This is a genomic window from Amorphus sp. 3PC139-8 (genome assembly GCF_040750475.1).
Lineage (GTDB): Bacteria > Pseudomonadota > Alphaproteobacteria > Rhizobiales > Amorphaceae > Amorphus.
In genome coordinates this window covers 37,498-60,879 of the sequence record NZ_JABJVY010000019.1, presented here as the reverse complement: position 1 = coordinate 60,879, position 23,382 = coordinate 37,498, and the positions used below count along the sequence as shown (strand labels likewise).

Genomic DNA, 23,382 nt, shown 5'->3' with positions numbered 1-23,382 from the left:
ATGGAAAACTGGACCCTGATTTGCTCCGCTCATTCCTGCGAAAGCGGGAATCTATAGGGAGTTGGTTGTATGGACGGGATCGTCGCGGCGTGAAATCAATCGGTTCTCAGCGAGAAAGACGACGTGCAAAGGATCTCCCAATTGGAGACCGTGTTCTGTGCCATGCTCACTCCCGCTTTGGCGGGAGTGAGCGGTGCGACGGGCGCATGCCTCACCCCGATTTCCTCCGGCTCCAGAGATAGACGATGACCGCCTATCTGTTTCGACGCCTGCTTCTGATCATTCCGACCCTGTTCGGGATCATGTTGATCTCGTTCCTGGTGGTGCAGTTTGCGCCGGGCGGTCCCGTGGAGCGCGTGATTGCGCAGCTTCAGGGTATGGACGTTTCCGCGACCGCTCGCATTTCCGGCGGGGGTGGGGATTTCGCCGGCGGCAGCGAGCCCGGCTCGTCCAGCGGCGGCGGCGACATCACCTCCAAATATCGCGGCGCCCAGGGGCTCGATCCGGAGTTCATCAAGGACCTGGAGCGCCAGTTCGGTTTCGACAAGCCGCCGGTCGAGCGCTTTTTCCTGATGCTTTGGAACTATCTGCGCTTCGATTTCGGCCAGAGCTATTTCCGCGATATCGGCGTGCTTGAGCTCATTGGCGAGAAGCTGCCGGTGTCGGTCTCGCTCGGGCTATGGATGACGCTGATTTCCTACGGCATTTCCATTCCGCTCGGCATTTCCAAGGCGGTGCGCGACGGCTCGCGCTTCGATGTGTGGACGTCGGCGGTCGTCATCGTCGGCTACGCCATTCCCGGATTCCTGTTCGCAGTGCTTCTGATCGTGCTGTTTGCCGGCGGATCGTTCTACGACTGGTTCCCCTTGCGCGGCTTGCTGTCGGAAGGCCTCCGCGGCGCGACCTGTGCACCCTGGAACGCGGCCTTCGATGTGAAGCAGTGCGTCACCGCGGTGATCCCGGACTATTTCTGGCACCTGACCTTGCCGATCATCGCCATGTCGCTGTCGGCGTTCGCCACCACCACGCTTCTGACCAAGAACTCGTTCCTGGAAGAGATCCGCAAGCAGTACGTCATGACCGCGCGGATGAAGGGGCTGACGGAGCGCCAGGTGCTGTACGGCCACGTCTTCCGCAACGCCATGCTGATCATCATCGCAGGCTTTCCGGGCGCCTTCATTTCCGCCTTCTTCACCGGCTCGTTGCTGATCGAGACGATCTTCTCCCTCGATGGCCTTGGTTTGCTGGGCTTCGAATCCATCATCAACCGCGACTATGCCGTGGTGTTTGCGACCCTCTACATCTTCTCGCTGGTCGGGCTCGTCGTGAACCTGGTCACGGACCTCACCTATATGTGGGTCGATCCCCGGATCGACTTTGAGAGCCGGGAGGTTTGAGGCCGTGGAAGCACGCATCGATCCCTCGGGCGAAGAGGTGGCGGCGGTGGCGTCCGCGCCGGCCACCGGCAAGGGCGTGTTCACGCTCACCCCGCTCAACCGCCGGCGCTGGCGCAACTTCAAGGGTCACAAGCGCGGCTACTGGTCGCTTTGGATCTTCCTGGTCCTGTTCGTCCTCACGCTTCTTGCGGAGTTTCTGGCGAACGATCGGCCGCTTCTGGTCTCCTACAAGGGCGACCTGTTGATGCCGGTGTTCGTGAACTATCCGGAAGAGCGCTTCGGCGGCTTCCTCGCGATCACAGACTATCGCGACCCGTTTATTCAGGACGAGATCCAGGCCAATGGTTGGATGATCTGGCCGCCGATCCGCTATTCCTATTCCACCGTCAACAACGAGCTGCCGGTTCCCGCCCCTTCGCCACCGACCTGGATGCTGTCGGCGAGCGAGCGCTGCCAGGGCTATGTCGACGGCGCGGCTGATCCCAACTGCACGCCCTGGAACTGGAATTGGCTCGGTACCGACGACCAGGGCCGCGACGTGCTCGCGCGGTTGATTTACGGATTCCGAATATCGGTGCTGTTCGGCCTGGTGCTGACGGTGCTGTCGTCGATCATCGGCGTCGCAGCCGGGGCGGTGCAGGGCTATTTCGGCGGCTGGGTGGATCTGATCTTCCAGCGTGTGATCGAGATTTGGACCTCTATTCCCGCGCTTTATTTGCTCTTGATCATCTCCGCCGTGCTGGCGCCGAGCTTCTGGGTGTTGCTCGGCATCCTGCTTCTGTTCTCCTGGGTGGCGCTCGTCGGCGTGGTGCGGGCGGAATTCCTGCGCGCACGCAATTTCGAGTACGTCACGGCGGCGAAGGCGCTGGGCGTCGGCAACGGCACCATCATGTGGCGCCACCTTCTGCCGAACGCGATGGTGGCGACGCTGACCTTCATGCCCTTCATCCTGAACGGCTCGATCACCACGCTGACTTCGCTCGACTTTCTGGGCTTCGGCCTGCCGCCCGGCTCGCCGTCCCTGGGTGAGCTGCTGGCCCAGGGCAAGAACAACCTGCAGGCGCCCTGGCTCGGCATTACCGGCTTTTTGGTGATCTCGATTATGCTGTCGCTGTTGATCTTCATCGGCGAGGCGGTGCGCGACGCCTTCGATCCGCGCAAGACGTTCGTGTGAGGAGGAGCAGATGACCGGATCGTCGAAGGACCTCCTCCAGATCGAGAACTTGGCCGTTTCGTTTCGCCAGGAGGAAGGGGCGCCTCTGGAGGCGCTTAAGGGCGTTTCGCTGTCGGTGAAGAAGGGCGAAACGGTCGCGATCGTGGGCGAGTCGGGCTCCGGCAAGTCGATCACCGCGCTTTCCGTCGTGCGCCTGCTGCCCTATCCGATGGCCTTCCATCCCTCCGGCCGGATCCTGTTCGACGGCCGCGATCTCTTGACGGCGTCGGACCGCGAGATGCGTGCTTTGCGCGGCAACGACATCGCGATGGTGTTCCAGGAGCCGATGACGTCGCTCAACCCGCTGCATCCGGTGGGCAAACAGATCGGCGAGATCTTGCGTGTCCACAAAGGGCTCTCCGAAACCGCTGGTCGCAAGCGGACCTTGGAGCTGTTGGATGCCGTCGGCATTCCCGACCCGGAAACGCGGCTGAAAAGCTATCCGCATCAGCTTTCCGGCGGCCAGCGCCAGCGCGTGATGATCGCCATGGCCCTTGCCAACGAGCCGAGCCTGCTAATCGCCGACGAGCCGACCACGGCGCTGGACGTGACGGTTGCCGCACAGATCCTGGAGCTTTTGAAGGATCTGCAGAACCGGCTCGGCATGGCGATGCTGTTCATCACTCACGATCTCAACACGGTGCGGCGCATTGCGGACCGGGTGTGCGTGATGACCAAGGGCGAACTGGTGGAGGAGGGCGCCGTCATGGACGTGCTCGACCGGCCGCAGCACCCCTACACCAAGCACCTGATGGAGGCGGAGCCGAAGGGCGCGCCGACGGCGACGGACCGGTCCGCGCCGATCATCATGGAGGCGGACGATCTCAAGGTGTGGTTCCCGATCAAGCGCGGGCTGCTCAGGCGCACCGTCGGGCATGTGAAGGCGGTCGACGGCGTCGACGTTGCCGTGCGGGCGGGTCAGACGCTCGGTGTCGTGGGGGAATCCGGCTCCGGCAAGACCACGCTCGGCTTCGCGCTTTTGCGCCTGATTTCGTCGCAGGGGCGGATCGTGTTCCTGGGCTCCGACATTGAGACGCGCTCCTGGAAGGACATGCGACCGCTGCGCCGGGACATGCAGATCGTGTTCCAGGATCCTTACGGCTCGCTGTCGCCGCGTATGTCGATCGAGGACATCATCGGCGAGGGGCTGAGGATCCATTTCCCGGAGCTCTCCGCCCATCAGCGCGGCGATCGCGTTACGCGGGTACTGGAGGAGGTCGGTCTCGATCCGCAGACGCGCCATCGCTATCCGCACGAGTTTTCCGGCGGCCAGCGCCAGCGCATCGCGATCGCCCGCGCCCTGGTGCTGGAGCCGAAATTTCTGATGCTCGACGAGCCCACCTCCGCGCTCGACATGAGCGTGCAGGCCCAAGTTGTCGACCTGTTGCGTGACCTTCAGCAGCGCCACGACCTGGCCTATCTGTTCATCTCCCACGACCTGAAAGTGGTGCGCGCGCTCGCCAACGACGTGATCGTCATGCGGGGCGGAAAGGTGGTGGAGGCCGGTCCCGCCGAGCGCATCTTCGATGCGCCGGAGACGGACTACACGCGGGCGCTGATGGCGGCGGCGTTCCGGCTGGAAGCGGTGAAGACCGGCTCGGTCGCTCAGTAGCGATCACGGAAGAGGGGAAGCCGGTATTCCGCCCCGTGCCGCTCTTACAAAAAGAGATGAACGCGTCCTTTGGACCCGGTTCGAAGGCCTGAAAAGTCGGCAACGCGTACGTGTTGCCGATTTTTCTTGAACGCATCGCGCGCCGTCCCCACCTCCTTTCTATCGTTGGATTGGATGGAACGGACGATGACCAACTCTCTTACCCTTCGCCCGGCGTGGACGCCGCTCACCGTCTTTCTCATGGTGCTGGGTTTCATCGTGTTCTGGCCGCTCGGCCTGGCGATGCTGGCCTACATCTTGTGGGGTGATCACTTCCACCGCGTGGCCGACGACGCCCGCGGTCATTTCAAGGGATGCTCCATGCGCAAAATGCGTACGATGCGTGATACCGCCTTCACCGGTGGCCGCACGGGGAACGTTGCTTTTGACGAGTATCGCGAGCGTGAGCTTGCGCGCCTCGAAGAAGAGCGTCGCAAGCTGGACGCTATGCGCGCCGAGTTCGACGACTTCCTGCACAACCTTCGCCGCGCGAAGGACCAGGAGGAGTTCGACCGCTTCATGTCGGCGCGGACGTCCGCCGGCAATGCGGGTCCGCGGATGGAACCGGAAGCCGGGCCGGCGGGTTATCCTCACCACGGCTGAGAGCCGAACCCGGATGGGGCGGTCCCCTCCGCCCCTTGATTTTCCTGACCTCTTCGACTTTGGCGGGCCGCATGTTGCGGCCCTCTTTTTTTGCCCGTTGCATGAGCCGAGCGGATTGGCAGGCTGTCGTCTCCACATCAACTCGGCGATTCGGGAGCGGACCCTGCACTGGCCTCTGAAAGCGACTCCGCCGTTGACCAGCATCGATCTGGACCTGCCGAATGGCCGGGTTACCGTTCAGGTGCGCTGGTCGCGGCGCGCCCGCCGCGCGACGCTGCGGCTGCCGACCGCCGGCGAACCGGTGGTGACTGCGCCGCAGGGCATGTCCAACACCACGCTTGAGCGTTTCGTCAAAGACCATGCCGGCTGGCTGGCGGAGCGTTTGGCGCGCCAGGCGCCGTGCGTGCCGTTTGAAGCGGGGGCCGTGATTCCGGTGCGCGGGGTCGACCACGAAATCCGCCATATGCCCGGCCGTCGCGGCACGCTCTGGATCGACGGGGAGAGCGAGCGCCGGCTTCTGTGTGTCACCGGCGAGGTGCAGCATTTGCCTCGGCGCGTGCGCGACGGGCTGAAGCGCATGGCGCGCGACGATCTCTCCGAGGCCTCGCACCGCCACGCGCGCAAGGTCGACCGGCCCGTCACGGCCATTCGCATTCGCGAGACGCGCAGCCAATGGGGGTCCTGCTCCCATAAGGGAGCGTTGTCGTTCTCCTGGCGCCTGGTGATGGCTCCGCCCTTCGTGCTGGACTATGTCGCCGCCCACGAGGTCGCCCATCTGATCGAGCGCAACCACTCCCACCGGTTCTGGAAGCTGACCGAACGGCTGGCGCCGCAGACGCCGGAGGCCCGTCTGTGGCTGAAAGCGCATGGCCAGTCACTGTTTGCGATCGGCAGCGGGGATCGCGCAGGTCCCGATTGAGAGGCTGCCATGCTTGTGCCGGGCGGCAGGGTCCCGCCCAGGTCGCTTCGCAGCCCGTTCAAATTCCTTTAAGCGCAAGAGTGCATGTCCATTGAAGCGCTGATCGGCGTCATCCTCCCTGTCTTCGGTCTAATTGGCATTGGCTACCTCGTCGTCTGGGTCGGTTTGATCGGCGAAGAGGTGGGCGATGCGCTTACTGATTTCGTCTTCAAGGTTAGTCTGCCGCTGCTTTTGTTTCGCACGCTGGCGACCGTCGGTTGGCCGGACGAGTCCCCTTGGCCGTTCTGGCTGGCTTATTTCTCCGGCGTCGCGGTGGTGTGGTGGCTGAGTGGCGCGATCATCCGGCGGGGCTTCGGCCGCGATGCGCGGGCCGCCGTGGTGGCCGGCATGTCGGCCGGCTATTCCAACATCGTGTTGCTCGGCGTTCCGGTGGTGAACCAGGCCTACGGCGACGAGGGGCTGGTGGTTATCCTGGTGCTGGTCTCCGTGCATCTCTCCGTGATGATGACGGCAAGCGCGGTGCAAACCGAGCTGGCCCAGCAGCGCGACGGCCTCAGCCAGGAGCGCATCGATCCGATGGGGATCGCACGCCGCGTGCTGTTGGCCTTGATCCAGAACCCGATCATTCTCGGCACGCTCGCCGGCGCTTTGTTCAGCGCGTCCGGATTTGCCTTCGAGGGCGTCCCGCGCACCCTGGTCGACCGCATCGCCGATATCGCGATCCCCAGCGCGCTGCTGGCCCTTGGCATGGGGCTGCGCCGCTATGGTTTGCGCGGGTCTATCGGTCCGGCGCTGGCCATCAGTGTGTTGAAGCTGTTCGTGCTGCCCGCGATCGTGTTCGTGATGGCGCGCTATGTGGTGCAGCTTCCGCCGCTCTATGTGGCGGTCGCGACTCTTGTCGCCGGTTGCCCGACCGGTGTGAACGCCTACCTGATCGCGGCTCGGATCGGGACCGGGCAGGCGCTGTCGGCAACGGCGATCACCGTCACGACGGCGGGCTCCGTGCTCACCATCGGGCTCTGGCTTGCCGTGGTCACGGGGTAGGGCCGGCTTTCCGGCCGAAAGCGCGTCGAAACAACAACTTAGACCTGCTCTGTGACTCCGAGAAAAGCGGAGCGTGTCTAACGGAAATACCCAAGATCGGCGAGCACCTGCGGCAGCACGTCGTTGACCTGGCTTCCGGTCATGCCCGGTCGGATCGAGGGATGGTAGAGCATGCGCATCAGCGCCTGGTCGAACGGCGTGAAGGTGGTGTGGCGCGAGGCGTCGTTGAAGACGCTTTCGGTCAGGGAATCGTTGTCGTTCATGGGCCCGAGCCCCTGCAGGATTTCCTCCACCGTGCAGCGTTTGAAGAGATAGGGGTCGTCGGCCACGATCACCGCGGTGGAATGGAGAATGCGTCCACGCCTGGTGTTGACGCCCACCAGGCAGCGCGCCCCCATGGCGATGGCATCGGTATGTAGCTCCTTGGAGACCACGTCGGCGAACTTGTCGCGATCGACCAGGAAGACCAGGAAGTTGGCCTGATCGCGGTCACGCGCGGGCAACGTCTTGAGGCCGTCGATCTTGCCGGGTAGCGAGGCGAGGAACGCGTTGACCTCGCTTGACCGGTCCTCGGCGGCGGCGTTGATGACCTTGTAGCGCACCGGCTCGGTATATTTCTTGACGCGCTGAGATTCGCCGAATAGCCGGCCATATTCCAGGCCGAACACGACCTTGAAGAAGGCGTCTCGGAGCGCCCTGGGCTTGAGCCCGTTCGTCTCGTCCGCGTTCACAGTGCCGGACATGGCACACAGAACCATGGCGGTCGCGAGCCAAGTGAGAAAAATTGGAGTACGCCGCGCCCGCATTAGGCAACCATCCACGACAGTCAACGCGCCCAACATTCGCAAAGAAGCGCCCGCGCTTTCAAGTGGGCGGAGGTCGCGGACGAGGCGTTGGGGTTAAAGGTTAATATGGACTTCGGAAGAACGAGAGTAGGGGCATATGACGGCCAACGACGGACTGATCGAAGGACCTGACGGCGCCCGGCGCTGCGCCTGGCATGGCAATCTGCCGGACTATCTCGCCTATCATGACGAGGAATGGGGCCGGCCGGTCGCCGACGATCGACGCCTGTTTGAGAAGATCGTGCTGGAAGGCTTCCAGTCCGGCCTGTCGTGGCTGACGATCCTGCGTAAGCGTGCGGGATTTCGGGCCGCTTTCGCCGACTTCGACTTCGAGCGGATGGCCCGGTTCGGGGAGGCCGACGTCGAACGTCTTCTGGCCGATGCCGGCATCGTGCGCCACCGCCGCAAGATCGAGTCCGCCATCAACAATGCCAAGCGGGCCTGCGATCTGATCGATCAGGAGGGGTCGCTCGCCGGTTTCCTGTGGCGCTACGAGCCGCCGGCTTCCGAACGCCCCGCGCGCGCCGATTGGGAGACCCTGCGCAAGCTGACGGACTGCCCGCAGTCGCGCGCGCTCGCCAAGGAGCTGAAGCGGCGCGGCTGGAGCTTCGTTGGGCCGACCACGCTCTACGCCTTCATGCAGGCGGTTGGATTGGTCAACGACCACGTCGAGGGCTGCAGTTTGCGCGAGACCGTCGACGCGGAACGGGCCGCGTTCAAACGGCCGACTTGAGGCTGCCGCCGGCCGTTGCCACCGGGGCTGCCGACAGCCCGGTGCAAGCCAGACAAACTATGTCATCCAGGCACGCTGATTTTCCGTATGGAACAACGCTGCGGCCGGTCACCCCCACCTCCTCCCCCGCGTACCGGCTTGCGGCGCGGGTACCTGGACGTCAGTCCGGGTGCCGGTCGAGAGGCTGCCTATGCCCCCAGGCAGCCTCTCGATTTCCTTTTGAGAGCGCCGGATGGTCTGCCGTGTTCGCCGCCCGGTACCGCGTCAAACAGCCGGAAGTGCGGCCTCCAGCGCCGCAAGCAAGGGATTTTCCGGCTCAAACACATCGTCTAGCCGTCCGATCGTGACCGTTTCCGCGCCCTGCGCCTTCAGCCACTGGGCGCACATGTAGGCCTGACCGGCGGGGCAGTGGAGGGTCAGCGGCGACGGGATCGAGCCGAACGGCGCCACGGTTCCGAACAGGTTGGAGGCTTCCGCCGCGACCTGGAGGGGGTTGGTGACCACGGCGCGGATTTCGCGGATCGCGCGAGCGCGCAGTTCCGCGGCGATCCGGTCGAGCACCGTCGTGGCTGCTGCCCGCGCCTTGTCGTTCCAGTCGGCGGTCTTGGCGGCGACCAGATGGGCTTCGGAGGCCAGGATCAGTCCGCCGTCGAGCACTTTCAGCGCATTGGCCGCCAGCGTCGAGCCGGTGGTGGTGATGTCGACGATGACCTCGGCGGAGCCGGCCGCCGGCGCGCCCTCGGTGGCGCCCAGGCTTTCCACGATCCGATAGTCGACGATGCCGGCCTCGGCGAAATGGCGCCGGGCGAGGTTGATATATTTGGTCGCCACGCGCATGCGCCGGCCGCGTCGGGCGCGGAAGTCCTCGGCGACCTCGGCGAGATCGTCCATGGTGTCGACGTCGATCCAGACCGAGGGCACGGCCACCACCACGTCGGCATGGCCGAAGCCGAGCGGTGTGACCAGGTGAATGGCGTCGGCGCGCTCGCCGCCGTCGGCCAGCGTCTCATGGACCAGGTCGAGCCCGGTGACGCCGAAATGCACGCTGCCGGCGGCAAGCTCCCGCGCGATCTCGGAGGCCGACAGGAAGGCGATCTCGGCATCGTCGATGCCGGAAATCGCCGCGCGGTAGCGCCGCGAACCGCCGCTGCGGCGGATGGTCAGGCCGGCGCGATCGAAGAAGGCGCTGACATTTTCCTCCAGCCGACCCTTGGATGGGATGGCGATGACGAGCCCGGTCATGACCAGTCTCCTGCGATGCCGGTTTCGATCCCGAACCGGTCCAGCCAGACCGAAAAACCCACCGCCGGCACTGGCTTCGGTGCGCCGAGCAGCGACAACAGCTTGTCGTAGCGGCCGCCACCGATGGTTTGTGCGGCGTCGGGGCGGGCGGGATCGTAAAGCTCGAACACGAGCCCGGTGTAGTAGTCGAGCCGGCGGCCGAAGTCGGCGGCGAAGTTGGTGTCGGTCAGCGGCACGTCGGCGGCGTCAAAGGCGTCGACCCGGCGCGCAAACGCATCAAGCGCGGTGGTCAGGTCTAGGCCTTCGTGCTTGGCGAAGGTGGCGACCGCGTCGCCGGCCTCCGTTAGGGGGGCGCGGATCTCCAGATAACGCTCGATCACTGCGGCCGCGGCGCGTGCGTCGCCGTCGCCGGCCGAGAGTGTGGCGGTGTCGCGCAGCCGGTCGGCGATCTCGTCGGCGCTGCGTCCGCCCACCACGGTGAGGCCCGCCGCGCCGAGCATATCGGCAACGATCCGGTGCGCCTCCTGCGGCTCCACGCCGGCAAGCGCGCGCGACAGGCCAGCCGGTCCCTTGCCGGAGGACAAGGGCTGTCCGCCGGCAAGCTTGGCGATCGCGCCCGACAGCCGGTCCGGCTCGCCGAACCAGGCGATCAGCCGGCGCTGCCAGGCCGGCGACAGCGGCAGCGCCTCCACCAGGGCGGAAAACAACGTGGCGTCGCCCACCCGGATCTGAGGCCGCGAAAGACCAAGCGTTGCCGCGGCGCGCAGCGCCAGCGAAAGCGCGGCGGCGTCCGTGGCGGGGGTGTCGTCGTGGCCGACCCATTCCACGCCGGCCTGCAGGAACTCCGCTGCACCGGAGCGCCGCTGGCGAAATACCGGGCCGAGATAGCCGTAGGTCACGGGCTCGTCGGGCCGGCCATCGTCGCGGTGGGCGAGGCAAACAGGAATCGTGAAATCCGGACGCAGGCAGAGCTCGCCGCCGGCCGCGGACGTAGTTACGAACAGGCGGCGGCGGATGTCCTCGCCGGCGAGATCCAGAAACACCTCCGCCGGCTGCAGGATCGGCGGGTCGATCATTTCGTTGGCGGCCTCGGCGAGGAGGGCGCGCAGCGCTCGGAGCCGGTCGGGGGCCATGGTGCTCAGCCTTTTTCGCCGAGATAGCGCGAGACGACCTCGACCACGGTTGCGACCAGATCCGCCTCGGCGACGCTGGTCTGGGCGAAGCGCTCCTCGCGCCATGTCTTGTTGTCGGTCACGCCTTTTGCGATCCGCGCGCCTTCGATCAGGTCCTTGATCTGGACCGTTCCGGTCTCACGCTCCGATGACCCCTGGATGACGACGCAGGGCGCATTGCGCCGGTCGGCGTACTTCATCTGGGCCTTCATGCCCGACGAGCCGAGATAGACTTCCGCGCCGAGCGGCAGGCCGGCGTCCTTCAGGCCCGCGCGGATGTCGCGGGCGAAGCGCTGATAGCCGGCCATGGCGGCCGGATCGCGGTCCATCGCCATCACGACCACCGGGCCGAGCGGCTTGTCCTGTGCGCCTTCGCGGGCGGCAAGTGCGGCCACCAGGCGCGAGACGCCGACGGAGAAGCCGGTCGCCGGCATGTCCTCGCCGCGGAAGCGCCCGACGAGACCGTCATAGCGGCCGCCGCCGCCGACAGAGCCGAACCGCACCGGGCGGCCGTCGTCGTCGGTGATCTCGAAGGTCAGCTCGGCCTCGAACACCGGGCCGGTGTAGTATTCCAGCCCGCGCACGACCGAGGGGTCGATTTTGACGCGATCGGAGTAGCCGGCTTCTTCGATGAATTTAGAAATATTGCGAAGTTCTGAAGTCCCTTCTTGGCCCATTGGTGACTTGATCAGGAGTTGCTCAAGCCAGCGAAATTGATCTAGCGGATTATCTGGGTCTAATCCGCTTTTAATTCGGATCCATTCGCTTGCTGTTGGGTCGCTTGACGTTTGATGAACAATGTCCAGGAATTTCAGAACGTCTTCGGCCTGATGTTCCGTTAGGCCAGCGCCCGGCGTGAAGTCTCCACTCTGATCTTTCCTACCCTTGGTCAGAAGCAGATAGATGTCTGTAGGTTCAAATTTGTCGAGCTTATCGATCGCACGCAGGACGCTCAGGCGGGTGCCGCCGTACTCCGGCCCACCGATCCCGATCGATTCCATCACCCCGTCGAGCACCTTGCGGTTGTTGACGCGGATGACGTAGTCGCCGCGCGGAATGCCGATCGCCTCCAGCGTGTCGGCGGCCATCATGCAGATCTCCGCATCGGCGGCGACCGAGGCCGCGCCGACAGTATCCGCGTCGAACTGCAGGAACTGGCGGAACCGGCCGGGCCCGGGCTTTTCGTTGCGGAACACCCAGCCCGCCCGGTAGGTGCGGTAGGGCTTCACCACCCGCTCGTAGTTTTCGGCCACGTGGCGGGCGAGCGGCGCCGTCAGGTCGTAGCGCAGCGACAGCCAGGATTCGTCGTCGTCCTGGAAGGCGAACACGCCCTCGTTCGGCCGGTCCTGGTCGGGCAGGAACTTGCCGAGCGCATCGGCGAACTCGATGAACGGCGTTTCCACCGGCTCGAAGCCGTAGCGCTCGTAGACGGTGCGGATCTCCGCCATGATCCGCTCGGCGGCCTTGATCTCGGCGGCGGATCGGTCGGCGAAGCCGCGCGGCAGACGCGCCTTCGGCAGGTTTTCTGTGTCTCGGCTCATGGACCTGGAATTCGAACACTTCGGCTGAATCGAAAAAGACGAAGCCGCGATCCCGCCGCTTCGTGCATTGCCGGTGAAGTAGACGAAAGGCCGTCCCGGAACAAGGCGGGGATCAGCCGAGATCGCCGTCTGGATCGAGTGTCGGGATCAGATCGAGGTCGTCTTCCAGCGCGATTTCGGCATGGGCGAGGTCGAAGGCGACCTGCATCCGGACCCAGGAATCGCAGGTCGTGCCGGTCAACTTGGCGATCCGCAGAGCCATGTCCGCCGAAAGCGGGCGCGTCTCGTCCAGGATCGCGCCGAGGTCAGCGTGGGAAATCCTCAGCAAGTCCGCGATTGCCTCGAGCGAATGCCCGAGCGCCGGCAGCACGTCCTCGCGCAGGAATTCGCCCGGATGGGTGGGCCGCAGATCCAGAAGCAGCGTGTTGCGGTCCATCAGGTGCGGTGCTCCAGATCGACGTCGACGGCGTCCTCCCCGTGCCAGCCGAACCGAATCCGGCTCTTATCGCGGATTCGGACCGCGTAAAGGCGCACGTCCGCGAGATATTGAAACGCCAGGCCGGGCAGGTTCATGTCGTGGGGCTGCACCGAGACGTCGAGCCGCGCCAGGATGCGGCGGATGCGGTCGGCGTCGACCGTGCCGAGCTTGGAGGGATCGCCGGTCTCGGCGAAGTGCCAAAGGCCCTTGTGCTTGATGGAGCGGATCATCCTCGTCTCCGGATCGACCGTACCGTCGCTGGCCGGCTCACTTTATAATATAAATAAATCAGTAAGATAGCGTGCATCGACAGCCGCCCGCATGGCTGGGGTCGGCTGTAGGCGGATCGCTTGCGCCTGTCAATCGCGTCAACGGGCGGCGCTCGCGTCCGGGCCTTATCCTGGATCAATGTCGCGTCGCACAAGCGCCCGCAGGATGCACGCAGGTTCCGACGTTTAGCGGAAATCGCTCCAGGGGAGAGATGGTATGGCGACGATGATGAAGGCGGCGGTCTTTATTGAGCCCGGTCGGATCGAGCTCGACGAGAAGCCGATCCCGGATATTGGGCCGAACGACGCCCTGGTGCGGATCACCACCACGACCATTTGCGGCACCGACGTCCACATTCTGAAGGGCGAGTATCCGGTGGAAAAGGGCCTCACCATCGGTCACGAACCGGTGGGCGTGATCGAAAAGCTCGGCTCCAGCGTGCTTGGCTACGAAGAAGGCCAGCGGGTGATCGCCGGCGCGATCTGCCCCTCCGGCTATTCCAATGCCTGCCTGGACGGGCTGTGCTCCCAGGACGGCCAGCACCACAAGCATGGCCTGAAGCCGCTTGGCGGGTGGCGCTTCGGCAATACGATCGACGGCACCCAGGCCGAATATGTCCGCGTGCCGGACGCCATGGCCAATCTCTCCCCGGTTCCGGACGGGCTGACCGACGAGCAGGTGCTGATGTGCCCGGACATTATGTCGACGGGCTTTGCGGGTGCGGAGGCCGGCAACATCAAGATCGGCGACACCGTTGTGGTGTTTGCGCAGGGGCCGATCGGATTGTGCGCAACGGCGGGTGCGAAGCTCTGCGGCGCGACCACCATCATCACGGTGGATGCGGTCGCCGAGCGGCTTCAAATCTCCCGCGCCATGGGCGCCGACCACACCGTCAATTTCCGCGAGGTCGATCCGGTCGACGAGATCATGAAGATCACGGATGGCCGCGGCGTCGATGTCGCGATCGAGGCGCTCGGCACCCAGGGGACGTTCGAGAGCTGCCTGCGTGTGCTGAAGCCGGGCGGGCGGCTGTCCAGCCTCGGCGTCTATTCCAGCGATCTGAAGATCCCGCTCGATGCCTTCCATGCCGGCCTCGGCGACAACAAGATCGTCACCTCGCTCTGCCCCGGCGGCAAGGAGCGCATGCGGCGCTTGTTGGAAGTGGTCTCGTCAGGCCGGGTGGACCTGAAGCCGCTGGTTACCCATCGCTACAAGCTGGACGATATCGTAGATGCCTACGACCTGTTCTCCCACCAGCGCGACGGCGTGCTGAAGATCGCGGTCACGCCGAACTAGTTTTTTGCGCTCGCGACAGTCGCGCTGTGCGCGACGTCTCCGCGGGGGCGGCCTGCGGCCGGCGCGCGGTCGCGCGCTGGCTTCGCAAGTCCCCGGAAAAGTGGGAACCGGTTTTCCGTCCGGGATTGCGGAGGGAAGATTGTACCCCTCCCGCCGAGTTCGCTTCGCTCACGGGGTCCGGGAGGGCGCGGATTCAGCTTTGTCCCGGTCGCTACGCTCCTCGCCGCTTGACCGGCCGGCGCGCAGTCACGCGCTCCCTTCACTCCGCTCATTCCCGCTTGCGCGGGAATGAGCGGAGACTGGGGCGGCCTCCTTGCGAGGCCCAAACCGTCATAGCCTGAAGCCTCACGCCACCCCGGGCGGGGAGCGGCGCAGCCACGGCCGCCTAGTGGTGACGGCGATCTCGTCGCGCGTCGACGGCTGGTAGTAGACCGGCACGTCGGGCGCGCCGCCATCCTCCAGCACCTTTCGGGCCGCCGGCTTGGTGACGACGAAGCTGTCGAAGCCGCAGCGCGCCATCAGCGGCACCTGGTCGGCGAGCACGTTGCCGATCGCGCGCAGTTCGCCCTCGTAGCCGTAGCGGTCGCGCAGGAGGCGTGCCGTGGAGTAGCCCCGTCCATCCGTGTAGGCGGGAAAGTCGATCGCGACGACGGAGAAGCGGGAGAGGTCCTGCGCGACGTCCTCGACCTTTTCCCCGACCTTGATCAAAAGCCCGAGGGGCTGATTCGAGGCCAGGAAGCCGTCCCGGTCGGCCAGGAAGCGCGCGAGCGGCACGATCGCCGGGGCGTCGTCGGGCAGCGGCGCTTCGGCGTCGACCTGCACCCAGAAATCGGGTTGGAACGCGCCGTCGCGAAAGATGTCGGTGGCGGGCGATGTTTCGGTGCTCATGCCGCACGGTCCTTTGGCAAGTGGATGCCACACTCGGTCTTGCCCGAGCCGCGCCAGCGCCCGGCCCGCGCATCCTCGCCGTCTTCCACGCGCTCGGTGCACGGCATGCAGCCGATCGACGGGAAGCCTTGCTTAGTCAACGGATGCAGCGGCAGGTCGCGCTCATCCATGAACGCGGCGAGGTCGTCCGCCGTCCAATCGGCGAGCGGATTGATCTTCACATGCTGCCCGTCCCACTCCACGAAGGGCAGGGCGTTGCGCGTCGCCGCCTGGAAGCGCTTGCGTCCGGTGATCCAAGCATCGTAGCCGGCGAGTGTGCGCTCCAGCGGTAGCACCTTGCGGATCGTGCAGCACTGGTCGGTGTCGCGCGCCCAGAGCGTGCCGTCCGGATCTTCGTCGGAAAGGGCGGTCGCGTCCGGGGCGATCGACTGGACGTTGGTCAGGCCGAGGCGTGCGACGAGTTGGTCGCGGTGGCGCAGCGTCTCGGGGAAGTGCTTGCCGGTCTCCAGGAAGATCACCGGTGCGTCCGGTGCCACCTCGGCGACGAGCGCCAGCAGCACCGCGGATTCGCCCCCGAAGGAGGAGACGATCGCCGTCTTCCCGGCCGAGCCGTCCACCAGCACCGACGAGATCGTCTCCAGCGCGCGCCGCACCCGCAGCCGGCGGTCGAGCTTCAGCGCGACCACCGAGCCATCCGGGTTGGTGTCGGTTGCCGTCGCCTCAGGCTGCGGTCCGGGCGGGGCCATAAAGCGCCTCCTTGAACGGTTGATCGCCGAGGCGGCGATAGGCCGCCAGGAAGGGTTCCTCCGGGCTGTCCCGAAGCGCGAGATAGGTGTCGACGATGGTCTCCACCGCGTCGACCACGTCGGTTTCGGAAAAGCCGCGGCCGACGATCTGGCCGATCGCCGCATCCTCGCCCGGCGCCCCGCCCAGGGTGATCTGGTAGAGTTCCTCGCCCTTCCGGTCGACGCCCAGTATGCCGATGTGGCCGACATGGTGATGACCGCAAGCGTTGATGCAGCCGGAAATCTTGATGGAGAGCGGGCCGATCTCGCGCTGGCGCTCTGCCGATCCGAACCGTTCCGACAGCCGCTGGGACACCGGGATCGAGCGGGCATTGGCAAGCGCGCAATAGTCCAGGCCGGGGCAGGCGATGATATCGGTGATCAGCCCGGCATTCGCCTCCTCGAGACCGGCCGCGATCAGCGCGGCATGGACTGCCGGAAGATCGCGGCGCGCCACGTGGGGCAGCACAAGATTCTGCTCGTGGCTTACCCGAATCTCGCCGAAGGCATAGCGCTCGGCAATGTCGGCGACCACCTCCATCTCCTCCGCCGTCGCGTCGCCGGGAATGCCGCCGATCGGCTTCAGCGAGATCGTTACGGAGGCATAGTCGGCAACCTTGTGGGCGTGGACGTTGGTCTCGCGCCATGCCGCAAAGACAGGATCGGACGGCTCTTCGACCTCTCCCGCGACCGCCACGTCGAAGGCGGGCGGCGCGAAATAGTCCTCGATCGCCCGCACGGCGTCGTCCGGCAGCTTCAGCGCGCCGTCGCGAATGTCCTCGAACTCGGCCTCGATGTCGCGCTTCAGTTCGTCGATGCCGGTCTCGTGGACCAGGATCTTGATGCGCGCCTTGTATTTGTTGTCGCGCCGACCGTAGCGATTGTAGGTCCTCAGGATGGCTTCCAGATAGGCCAGCAGATCCTCCTCGGCGACGAAGTCGCGGATCTTCTTGGCGATCATGGGTGTGCGGCCCTGACCGCCACCGACCCAGACTTCGAAGCCGAGCGTTCCGGTGTCGTCGCGCTTGATCTGCAGCCCGATATCGTGGACGCGGATCGCCGCCCGGTCGCGCTCGGCGCCGGAAACGGCGACCTTGAACTTGCGCGGCAGGAACGTGAACTCCGGGTGCAGCGACGACCATTGGCGGATGATCTCCGCATAGGGCCGAGGATCGGCGATCTCGTCGGCTGCCGCCCCTGCGAAATGGTCCGCGGTCACGTTGCGAATGCAGTTGCCCGACGTTTGGATCGCATGCATTTCGACCTCGGCCAGAAGGTCGAGGATCGCAGGAATATCGGCGAGCTTCGGCCAGTTGTACTGGATGTTCTGCCGGGTCGTGAAATGGCCGTAGCCGCGGTCATACTCCCGCGCGATGCGGGCGAGCATGCGCATCTGCCGCGACGACAGCGTGCCGTATGGAACGGCAACGCGGAGCATGTAGGCGTGGAGCTGCAGATAGACGCCGTTCATCAGGCGCAGCGGCTTGAACTCGTCCTCGGTCAGCTCTCCGGAGAGCCGGCGGCGGACCTGGTCGCGGAACTGCTCGGTGCGGGCGCGGACGAAGGCGTGATCGAATTCGTCATAGCGATACATGAAAACGTGTCCTCGACTGGCGCTTGTCTCAAGCGGCGGTGTCGACGGTGGCGCGCTCGGCCTGCTTGCCGAGATCGAGCCGAACGGTGGGCCCTTTGGCGCGGATCGCCTCGCGCAGACGCACGGGCGTGACGCCGTGTTTATCGGCGCGCACATCGATCGCGTAAGGCTCGACGATCTCGCGTGCCTCGACACATCGCGCCGCATAGGCAAGGGCCGCTTCGATGGCGGCGTCATCCTCGAACGGGCTGACGTCGTCGATCTGCTCGACCCAGCGCTGGCTGCGACCGAGGAAAACGACGATGCCGTCGATGAGACGGTTGGCGGTGACGACCTTCATGGCAGGACCTCAGGCGGCTTCGAGGAGCGCGCCCAGGGGCGCGAGTGGTTCGGCGGCATTGGCACCGGCCTCGCCGACGGCCTCGCCGATCACGATCAGGACCGCGCCGTCGACGTCCGATCGGCGAGAAAGCTCGGGCAGGTCGTCCAGCCGGCCGGTAAAGGCGCGCTCGTCGGCGTGGGCGGCGTTTTCCACCACGGCGACCGGGGTCGTGGCAGGAAGGCCGGCGGCCATCAGCCGGGTTGCGACCTTTCCGGCCACCGTGCGGCCCATATAGACGGCGACGGTGGCGCCGGAGAGCGCCAGGTTCGCCCAGTCCGGCAGCACGTTGCTGTGCCGGTCGTGGCCGGTGGCGAACACGACGCTGGAGGCGATGCCACGCAGCGTCAGCGGGATCTTGGCGGACGAGGCGGCAGCCAGCGCGGCGGTCACGCCGGGCACGATGTCGTAGGCGATGCCGGCGGCCTCCAGCGCGGCGATCTCTTCGCCGGCACGGCTGAAGATCATCGGATCGCCGCTCTTCAGCCGCACGACACGTTCGCCTCGGGTGGCGCGTTCCACCAGGATCTCGTTGATGCGCTCCTGGGTCACAGAATGGGCGCCCTTGGCCTTGCCGACGGCAACGCGTTCGGCGTCGCGCCGGCCCATGGCGATGACGGCGTCCGGGACAAGCTGATCGTGGACGATCACGTCGGCCTCCTGCAGCACGCGCTGGGCGCGCAGCGTGAGGAGATCCTCCGCACCCGGTCCGGCACCCACGAGGGTGACGCGACCTGTGTGCTCGCGCGTGCCGATCAGCTCCTTGGCGGTGCGGCGTGCGGCGTCCTCGCCCCGCAATTTCAGTGCGTCGGCGACGGAGCCGGAGAAGAAGCGCTCCCAGTAGCGCCGTCGGTCCGTGCCGTTCGAAAAGACGCTCGCGATCGTCTCGCGGAGGCTTTCGGCGATGCGGGCCAGTGCGCCGGTCTCTCCAGGCAGCATCGCCTCGATCTTCGCGCGGATGTGGCGGGCGAGCACCGGGCCGGTTCCGGTGGAGGTGATGGCGACGGCGACCGGGGCGCGGTTGACCAGGGCGCCGACATAGAAGTCGCAGATCTCCGGGCGATCGACGGCATTCACCGGAACGCCGGCGGCTCGGGCGGCCTCTACGACCGCGCGATCGGCGGCCTCTTTGCCGGACGCGGCGAAGGCGAGGGCGGCGTCGGCGAGATCGTCCGGCGCAAAAAGGCGGTCGATCCAGACGGCACCCGACGTGGCGACCGCCGCTTCGGAGGCCGGCGAAAGCGTTTTTGCCACCACGACCAGGCGCGCGCTCGTCTCCGACAGGAGCCGGATCTTGGCGGCCGCTTCATCGCCCCCGCCGGCGATCACGACCTTGCGGTCGGCGACGCGGTGGAAGGCCGGAAACACGGCCAGCTTGTGGTCTTTAGCGATATCGGATGCGGCGGACATGGCGACGCGGCTCCCGGACGAAAGGATCAGTCCGGAAGAGTTAAAGATTGCGGTCGGCCGTTGCGCGATATGGTTTTCCAATTCGCGCGCCGGCTGCAGAAAAGAAATCCGATTGCGTAAAGACGCGCCCTCGGAGAATAGGATCCCGTTGCGCAGGATTGCGCAAAATGTCGATTGCGCAGCTGCGCAGGATTGCGCAATGCGGGTGCGGCACGCCGGCCCGATCAGTCGGCCGCAAGCTCCGGATGGGCGCGCAGCAGCGCCTGGGTCAGCATCAGAAGCTTGGCGTCGCGGATTTCGCCGGCGTCCAGCATGCGGATGAGCTCGGCGATCGGGAGTTCGATCACGTCGATGTCTTCGTCCTCGTCGGCTCCGCCTCCGTCGGAGATGCGATCTTCCGGAGTGTAGGGCGCAAGGAAGAGGCTGATGTGCTCCGTGACGCAACTCGGGCACGGATAGACCAACCCGGCCGGCTCCAGGGTGCGGAGCTTGAGTCCGATCTCCTCCTGGCTTTCGCGCAGGCAGGCGCTTTGTGCGTCCTTGTCCTCGGGGTCGATGATGCCCGCGCACGCTTCGACCAAGTAAGGGTCCGGATCGCCGATCACCAAAAGCGGAACGCGGAGCTGGCGCACCACGACCACCGTCTTGCGAGACCGGTCGTAGGGCAGCACGGTGGCGGCATGGCCGTGGTGGTGGATGTCGCGCTCGTATTCCTGGGTCGCCCGTCCCGGGCGCTCCACCCGAAGCTGGACCTCGTCGAGCTTGACGTAGCCGTCATGGATGCGGGACGAAGCGACGATCGTGGCCGTACGGCGATTGGGCGGGAAATGCATGACGGGCCTTTCGGCAGCGGTGGAAGCGGGGCGGGGCAAACGTCACGGCATCGATATATTGGGCGGCGATAGTCGGGCAAGCGTGCGCGCTGGCTCTCGCCGGCTGGTTTCCGGTCGCGTTCCGCCCGGCAGGGCGTCGCTATGCACACTGCGGCGCATCCCGATTGTGATCGCCGCGCCGTTCCTCCATCTTACTCTTCATGACGCAGGCTTCCGTCTTGAACGATCTTCTTCAAATCATCAGCGACCGTGGTCGAGCCCTCGTCGATTGGCGCCGTCCGCGCCGACCCAGCGGGCGCGCCCTCGGCGAGCTGGCCGATCTTCTGCTGTCGTCGCCGGGCGAGGCATCCGGCGTGGTGCGGGCGCGCGAGCTTCTGGATGGCTATCGGGCGCTCGATTACGCCGGAAAGACCTCTTTCTTTCGGCTGCTGGTGACCGATTACGGCGCCGACCGCACCCGGCTTGGGGCGGCCTCCGCGCGCTTCCTGGAAGAGCCGAGCGAAGAGGCGGCCAAGGAAATCCAACGGGCGGCAGAGCCCAAGCGCTTGGAGTTGTTCCGCCGGCTCAATTTCGCGCCAGGCGGCACCGCCGATCTGGTCGATATGCGCTTGGATCTTTTGGAACGGCTGTCGAGCCATCCGGAATTCTGGACGCTCAACGACGACTTCATGTCGTTGTTCCAGACCTGGTTCAATCGCGGATTTCTGATCCTGCGCCGGATCGACTGGCAGACCTCGGCTGCGGTTCTGGAAAAGATCATCAAATATGAGGCCGTCCACGCTATCCACGACTGGGACGATCTTAGAAGCCGGATCGATCTGCCGGACCGCCGGCTCTACGCCTTCTTCCATCCCCGTCTTGGCGACGATCCGCTGATTTTCGTCGAAGTGGCGCTGACGGCGGACATACCGGCGGCGATCCAGCCAATCCTGGAGAAGGAGCGCACCACGATCGAGCCCAAGGACGCGACTACCGCCGTGTTCTACTCGATCTCCAACTGCCAGAAGGGTTTGCAGGGCATCTCGTTCGGCAATTTCCTGATCAAGCAGGTGGTGGAGGATCTCCAGCGCGAGCTGCGCGACCTGAAGACCTTCGTGACGCTCTCGCCGGTGCCCGGCTTCGCCGCCTGGCTGGCGCGCGAGCGCGCCGACGACGCTTCCGTGGTGCTGACCAAGGACGTGCGCCCCGCGCTCGACCGGCTCGACAACGAGGCCTGGTGGCTGGACAAGGACGCCCGCGAGGAGCTCGCCAAGGTGCTGCCGCCGCTGGCCGCCTGGTACCTCACCAAGGCGCGCGATTCCCGTAACCGTCCGCTCGATCCTGTCGCCCGTTTTCATCTTGGCAACGGCGCCCGGCTGGAGCGCGTCAACTTCGCGGCCGACATGTCGGTCAAGGCGCTACAGAGCGCCCAAGGGCTGATGGTGAACTATCTCTACCGTCTGGCCGACATCGAGAAGAATCACGAGGCATTCGTGAACGACCGCACCGTGGCCGCCTCGTCGGCCGTCACCAAGCTGGCGCGCGCGCTGCCGCAACCGAAGGCCCTGGTTTCCACTGATGGCTGAGCTTTTTCGCAGACTGACCGCCGATGTGCGAGACGATGCGCCTTTCATCCTCGCTGGCGATCGCCGCATTACCTATCGGGAGATGTATGCGCTGACGGCGGAAATCGCCGCAGCACTTGTCGCGCTCGGCGTGAAGCCCGGCGACCGGGTCGCGGTCCAGATCGAAAAGTCAGTGGAAGGGCTTCTGCTCTATCTCGCCACCATCCGGGTCGGCGGCGTGTTCCTGCCCCTGAACACCGCCTATACCGGCGCCGAGCTCGAGTATTTCCTCCAGGATGCCGAGCCGGTCCTGTTCGTCTGCGACCCGGCCCGATCCGACGCGCTCGCCCCGATCGCGGAGAAGGCAGGCGTCACCCAACTGGAAACGCTCGGCGCCGATGGAAACGGCTCTTTGGCCGACGAAATCGCGGCCGCCCCGGTGGACGGCTTCCGCGAGGTTGCCCGCGACCCGGACGATCTGGCCGCGATCCTCTACACCTCCGGCACCACCGGGCGCTCCAAGGGCGCGATGATCACCCATGAAAATCTCGCCTCCAACGCGGAGGCGCTGGCGGAGATCTGGCGCTTCACCGCTTCCGACGTGCTGTTGCACGCGCTGCCGATCTTCCATGTCCATGGCCTGTTCACGGCGACCAACACGCTTCTGAAGGCGGGCGGATCGATGATCTTCCTGCCCAAGTTCGACGTCGACGAGGTGATCCGGCGGATGCCGGAGGCAACGGCGATGATGGGGGTTCCGACCTTCTATTCGCGCCTGCTCGGGTCCGACGCCTTCACGCGCGAGCTCACGTCCGGCATGCGCCTGTTCGTCTCCGGCTCCGCACCGCTTTCGCCGGAAACGCACAAGGCGTTTTCCGCCCGCACCGGCCAGGCGATCCTGGAGCGCTACGGCATGACCGAGACCTCCATGATCACGTCGAACCCCTATGACGGTCCGCGTAAGCCGGGCACTGTCGGGTTGCCGCTGCCGGATGTCTCGGTGCGCATCGCCGATCCCGAGACCGGGACACCCATCGAGGATGGCGAGGTCGGCGTGATCGAGGTGAAGGGCCCGAACGTCTTCAAAGGTTACTGGAAGAAGCCGGAGAAGACGGCGGAGGAATTCCGCGTCGATGGCTTCTTCATCACTGGCGATCTCGGCTATGTCGACCCTGACGGCTATATCTGCATTGCCGGCCGAGCCAAGGATCTGGTGATTTCCGGCGGTTTCAACGTCTATCCGGCCGAGGTCGAGGCGCTGATCGATGCGCTGCCGGGGGTAAAGGAATCGGCCGTCATCGGGCTGCCGCACGCCGATTTCGGCGAGGGCGTCACCGCGGTGATTGCCGTGAAGCCAGGGACCTCCGTGAGCGAAGACGATGTGCGCGCCGGCCTTTCCGGCTCGCTTGCCGCCTTCAAGATCCCGAAGCGGGTCGTCACCGTCGACGAGCTGCCGCGCAACACCATGGGCAAGATCCAGAAGGCGGCGCTGCGCGAGATCTACAAGGATCTCTACGCGTCATAGGGCGTTTGCGGGCGAGCCAG

The 23,382-nt window shown here is 65.6% G+C and carries 22 protein-coding genes; 10 read left to right on the top strand and 12 right to left on the bottom strand.

Annotation, left to right across the window (positions count from 1 at the left end; genetic code table 11):
* Positions 1 to 245: 245 nt before the first annotated feature.
* From HNS03_RS17165 to HNS03_RS17140, 6 genes are all read left to right on the top strand, one after another.
* A complete protein-coding gene (locus HNS03_RS17165) occupies positions 246 to 1,397 on the top strand; it encodes a microcin C ABC transporter permease YejB (RefSeq protein ID WP_367197037.1) in 1,152 nt (383 codons plus the stop codon).
* 37 nt (positions 1,398 to 1,434) lie between these two features.
* Positions 1,435 to 2,571 (top strand): ABC transporter permease, encoded by a 1,137-nt coding sequence (locus tag HNS03_RS17160; protein WP_367197125.1) that lies wholly within the window; start codon positions 1,435 to 1,437, stop codon positions 2,569 to 2,571.
* 10 nt (positions 2,572 to 2,581) lie between these two features.
* Positions 2,582 to 4,222, top strand: coding sequence for an ABC transporter ATP-binding protein (locus HNS03_RS17155; RefSeq protein WP_367197036.1), 1,641 nt, complete (start codon positions 2,582 to 2,584; stop codon positions 4,220 to 4,222).
* A 186-nt stretch (positions 4,223 to 4,408) separates the two neighbouring features.
* Positions 4,409 to 4,864: a DUF2852 domain-containing protein gene (locus tag HNS03_RS17150; protein ID WP_367197123.1), complete on the top strand. Its 456-nt coding sequence runs from the start codon at positions 4,409 to 4,411 to the stop codon at positions 4,862 to 4,864.
* Between the two features lie 193 nt (positions 4,865 to 5,057).
* Positions 5,058 to 5,783 (top strand): M48 family metallopeptidase, encoded by a 726-nt coding sequence (locus HNS03_RS17145; protein ID WP_367197034.1) that lies wholly within the window; start codon positions 5,058 to 5,060, stop codon positions 5,781 to 5,783.
* 84 nt (positions 5,784 to 5,867) lie between these two features.
* Positions 5,868 to 6,827: an AEC family transporter gene (locus HNS03_RS17140; protein ID WP_367197033.1), complete on the top strand. Its 960-nt coding sequence runs from the start codon at positions 5,868 to 5,870 to the stop codon at positions 6,825 to 6,827.
* Between the two features lie 77 nt (positions 6,828 to 6,904).
* Here the strand turns inward: HNS03_RS17140 and HNS03_RS17135 are convergent, their stop codons facing one another.
* Positions 6,905 to 7,570 (bottom strand): DUF2927 domain-containing protein, encoded by a 666-nt coding sequence (locus HNS03_RS17135; protein ID WP_367197031.1) that lies wholly within the window; start codon positions 7,568 to 7,570, stop codon positions 6,905 to 6,907.
* Positions 7,571 to 7,769: 199 nt separating this feature from the next.
* Here HNS03_RS17135 and HNS03_RS17130 point away from each other — a divergent pair, with 199 nt between their 5' ends.
* Entirely contained in the window at positions 7,770 to 8,405 is a 636-nt protein-coding gene (locus HNS03_RS17130) for a DNA-3-methyladenine glycosylase I (RefSeq protein WP_367197030.1), read from the top strand.
* A 264-nt stretch (positions 8,406 to 8,669) separates the two neighbouring features.
* On the opposite strand, the gene hisG is transcribed toward HNS03_RS17130, so the two are convergent.
* The 5 genes from hisG to HNS03_RS17105 all read right to left on the bottom strand — a co-directional run bounded on the left by hisG (position 8,670) and on the right by HNS03_RS17105 (position 13,068).
* Positions 8,670 to 9,647, bottom strand: coding sequence for an ATP phosphoribosyltransferase (hisG, locus tag HNS03_RS17125; protein ID WP_367197028.1), 978 nt, complete (start codon positions 9,645 to 9,647; stop codon positions 8,670 to 8,672).
* Positions 9,644 to 10,780, bottom strand: a complete 1,137-nt coding sequence (locus tag HNS03_RS17120) for an ATP phosphoribosyltransferase regulatory subunit (protein ID WP_367197027.1) — start codon at positions 10,778 to 10,780, stop codon at positions 9,644 to 9,646. Before HNS03_RS17120 ends, hisG begins: the two co-directional genes overlap by 4 nt.
* Positions 10,781 to 10,785: 5 nt before the next feature.
* On the bottom strand, positions 10,786 to 12,360 hold the full coding sequence (hisS, locus tag HNS03_RS17115; protein ID WP_367197025.1) for a histidine--tRNA ligase: 1,575 nt from the start codon (positions 12,358 to 12,360) through the stop codon (positions 10,786 to 10,788).
* Positions 12,361 to 12,472: 112 nt separating this feature from the next.
* Positions 12,473 to 12,796 carry a HigA family addiction module antitoxin gene (locus tag HNS03_RS17110; protein WP_367197023.1) on the bottom strand — a complete coding sequence of 108 codons (324 nt, stop codon included), beginning with the start codon at positions 12,794 to 12,796 and terminating at the stop codon, positions 12,473 to 12,475.
* Positions 12,796 to 13,068, bottom strand: coding sequence for a type II toxin-antitoxin system RelE/ParE family toxin (locus tag HNS03_RS17105; protein ID WP_367197022.1), 273 nt, complete (start codon positions 13,066 to 13,068; stop codon positions 12,796 to 12,798). The genes HNS03_RS17110 and HNS03_RS17105 overlap by 1 nt, the downstream gene beginning before the upstream one ends.
* A 256-nt stretch (positions 13,069 to 13,324) precedes the next feature.
* Between HNS03_RS17105 and HNS03_RS17100 the strand changes: the two genes are divergently transcribed.
* The gene (locus HNS03_RS17100; RefSeq protein ID WP_367197021.1) at positions 13,325 to 14,404 is read left to right on the top strand and encodes an NAD(P)-dependent alcohol dehydrogenase; all 1,080 of its coding nucleotides are present in this window, start codon (positions 13,325 to 13,327) and stop codon (positions 14,402 to 14,404) included.
* A gap of 345 nt (positions 14,405 to 14,749) precedes the next feature.
* Here HNS03_RS17100 and HNS03_RS17095 read toward each other — a convergent pair whose 3' ends face one another.
* The 6 genes from HNS03_RS17095 to HNS03_RS17070 form a co-directional block, all read right to left on the bottom strand.
* Entirely contained in the window at positions 14,750 to 15,292 is a 543-nt protein-coding gene (locus HNS03_RS17095) for a DUF934 domain-containing protein (RefSeq protein ID WP_367197019.1), read from the bottom strand.
* Entirely contained in the window at positions 15,289 to 16,038 is a 750-nt protein-coding gene (locus tag HNS03_RS17090; RefSeq protein ID WP_367197017.1) for a phosphoadenylyl-sulfate reductase, read from the bottom strand. Before HNS03_RS17090 ends, HNS03_RS17095 begins: the two co-directional genes overlap by 4 nt.
* Positions 16,013 to 17,671 carry a nitrite/sulfite reductase gene (locus HNS03_RS17085; protein WP_367197015.1) on the bottom strand — a complete coding sequence of 553 codons (1,659 nt, stop codon included), beginning with the start codon at positions 17,669 to 17,671 and terminating at the stop codon, positions 16,013 to 16,015. The genes HNS03_RS17090 and HNS03_RS17085 overlap by 26 nt, the downstream gene beginning before the upstream one ends.
* Before the next feature lie 28 nt (positions 17,672 to 17,699).
* Positions 17,700 to 18,011, bottom strand: coding sequence for a DUF2849 domain-containing protein (locus HNS03_RS17080; protein WP_367197013.1), 312 nt, complete (start codon positions 18,009 to 18,011; stop codon positions 17,700 to 17,702).
* A 9-nt stretch (positions 18,012 to 18,020) separates the two neighbouring features.
* The gene (gene cysG / locus HNS03_RS17075) at positions 18,021 to 19,460 is read right to left on the bottom strand and encodes a siroheme synthase CysG (protein ID WP_367197011.1); all 1,440 of its coding nucleotides are present in this window, start codon (positions 19,458 to 19,460) and stop codon (positions 18,021 to 18,023) included.
* A 224-nt stretch (positions 19,461 to 19,684) separates the two neighbouring features.
* Entirely contained in the window at positions 19,685 to 20,293 is a 609-nt protein-coding gene (locus tag HNS03_RS17070) for an NUDIX domain-containing protein (RefSeq protein ID WP_367197009.1), read from the bottom strand.
* Positions 20,294 to 20,511: 218 nt separating this feature from the next.
* Here HNS03_RS17070 and HNS03_RS17065 point away from each other — a divergent pair, with 218 nt between their 5' ends.
* Positions 20,512 to 21,858: a malonyl-CoA decarboxylase gene (locus HNS03_RS17065; protein WP_367197007.1), complete on the top strand. Its 1,347-nt coding sequence runs from the start codon at positions 20,512 to 20,514 to the stop codon at positions 21,856 to 21,858.
* Positions 21,851 to 23,362: a malonyl-CoA synthase gene (locus tag HNS03_RS17060; RefSeq protein ID WP_367197005.1), complete on the top strand. Its 1,512-nt coding sequence runs from the start codon at positions 21,851 to 21,853 to the stop codon at positions 23,360 to 23,362. The genes HNS03_RS17065 and HNS03_RS17060 overlap by 8 nt, the downstream gene beginning before the upstream one ends.
* Positions 23,363 to 23,382: the final 20 nt, after the last annotated feature.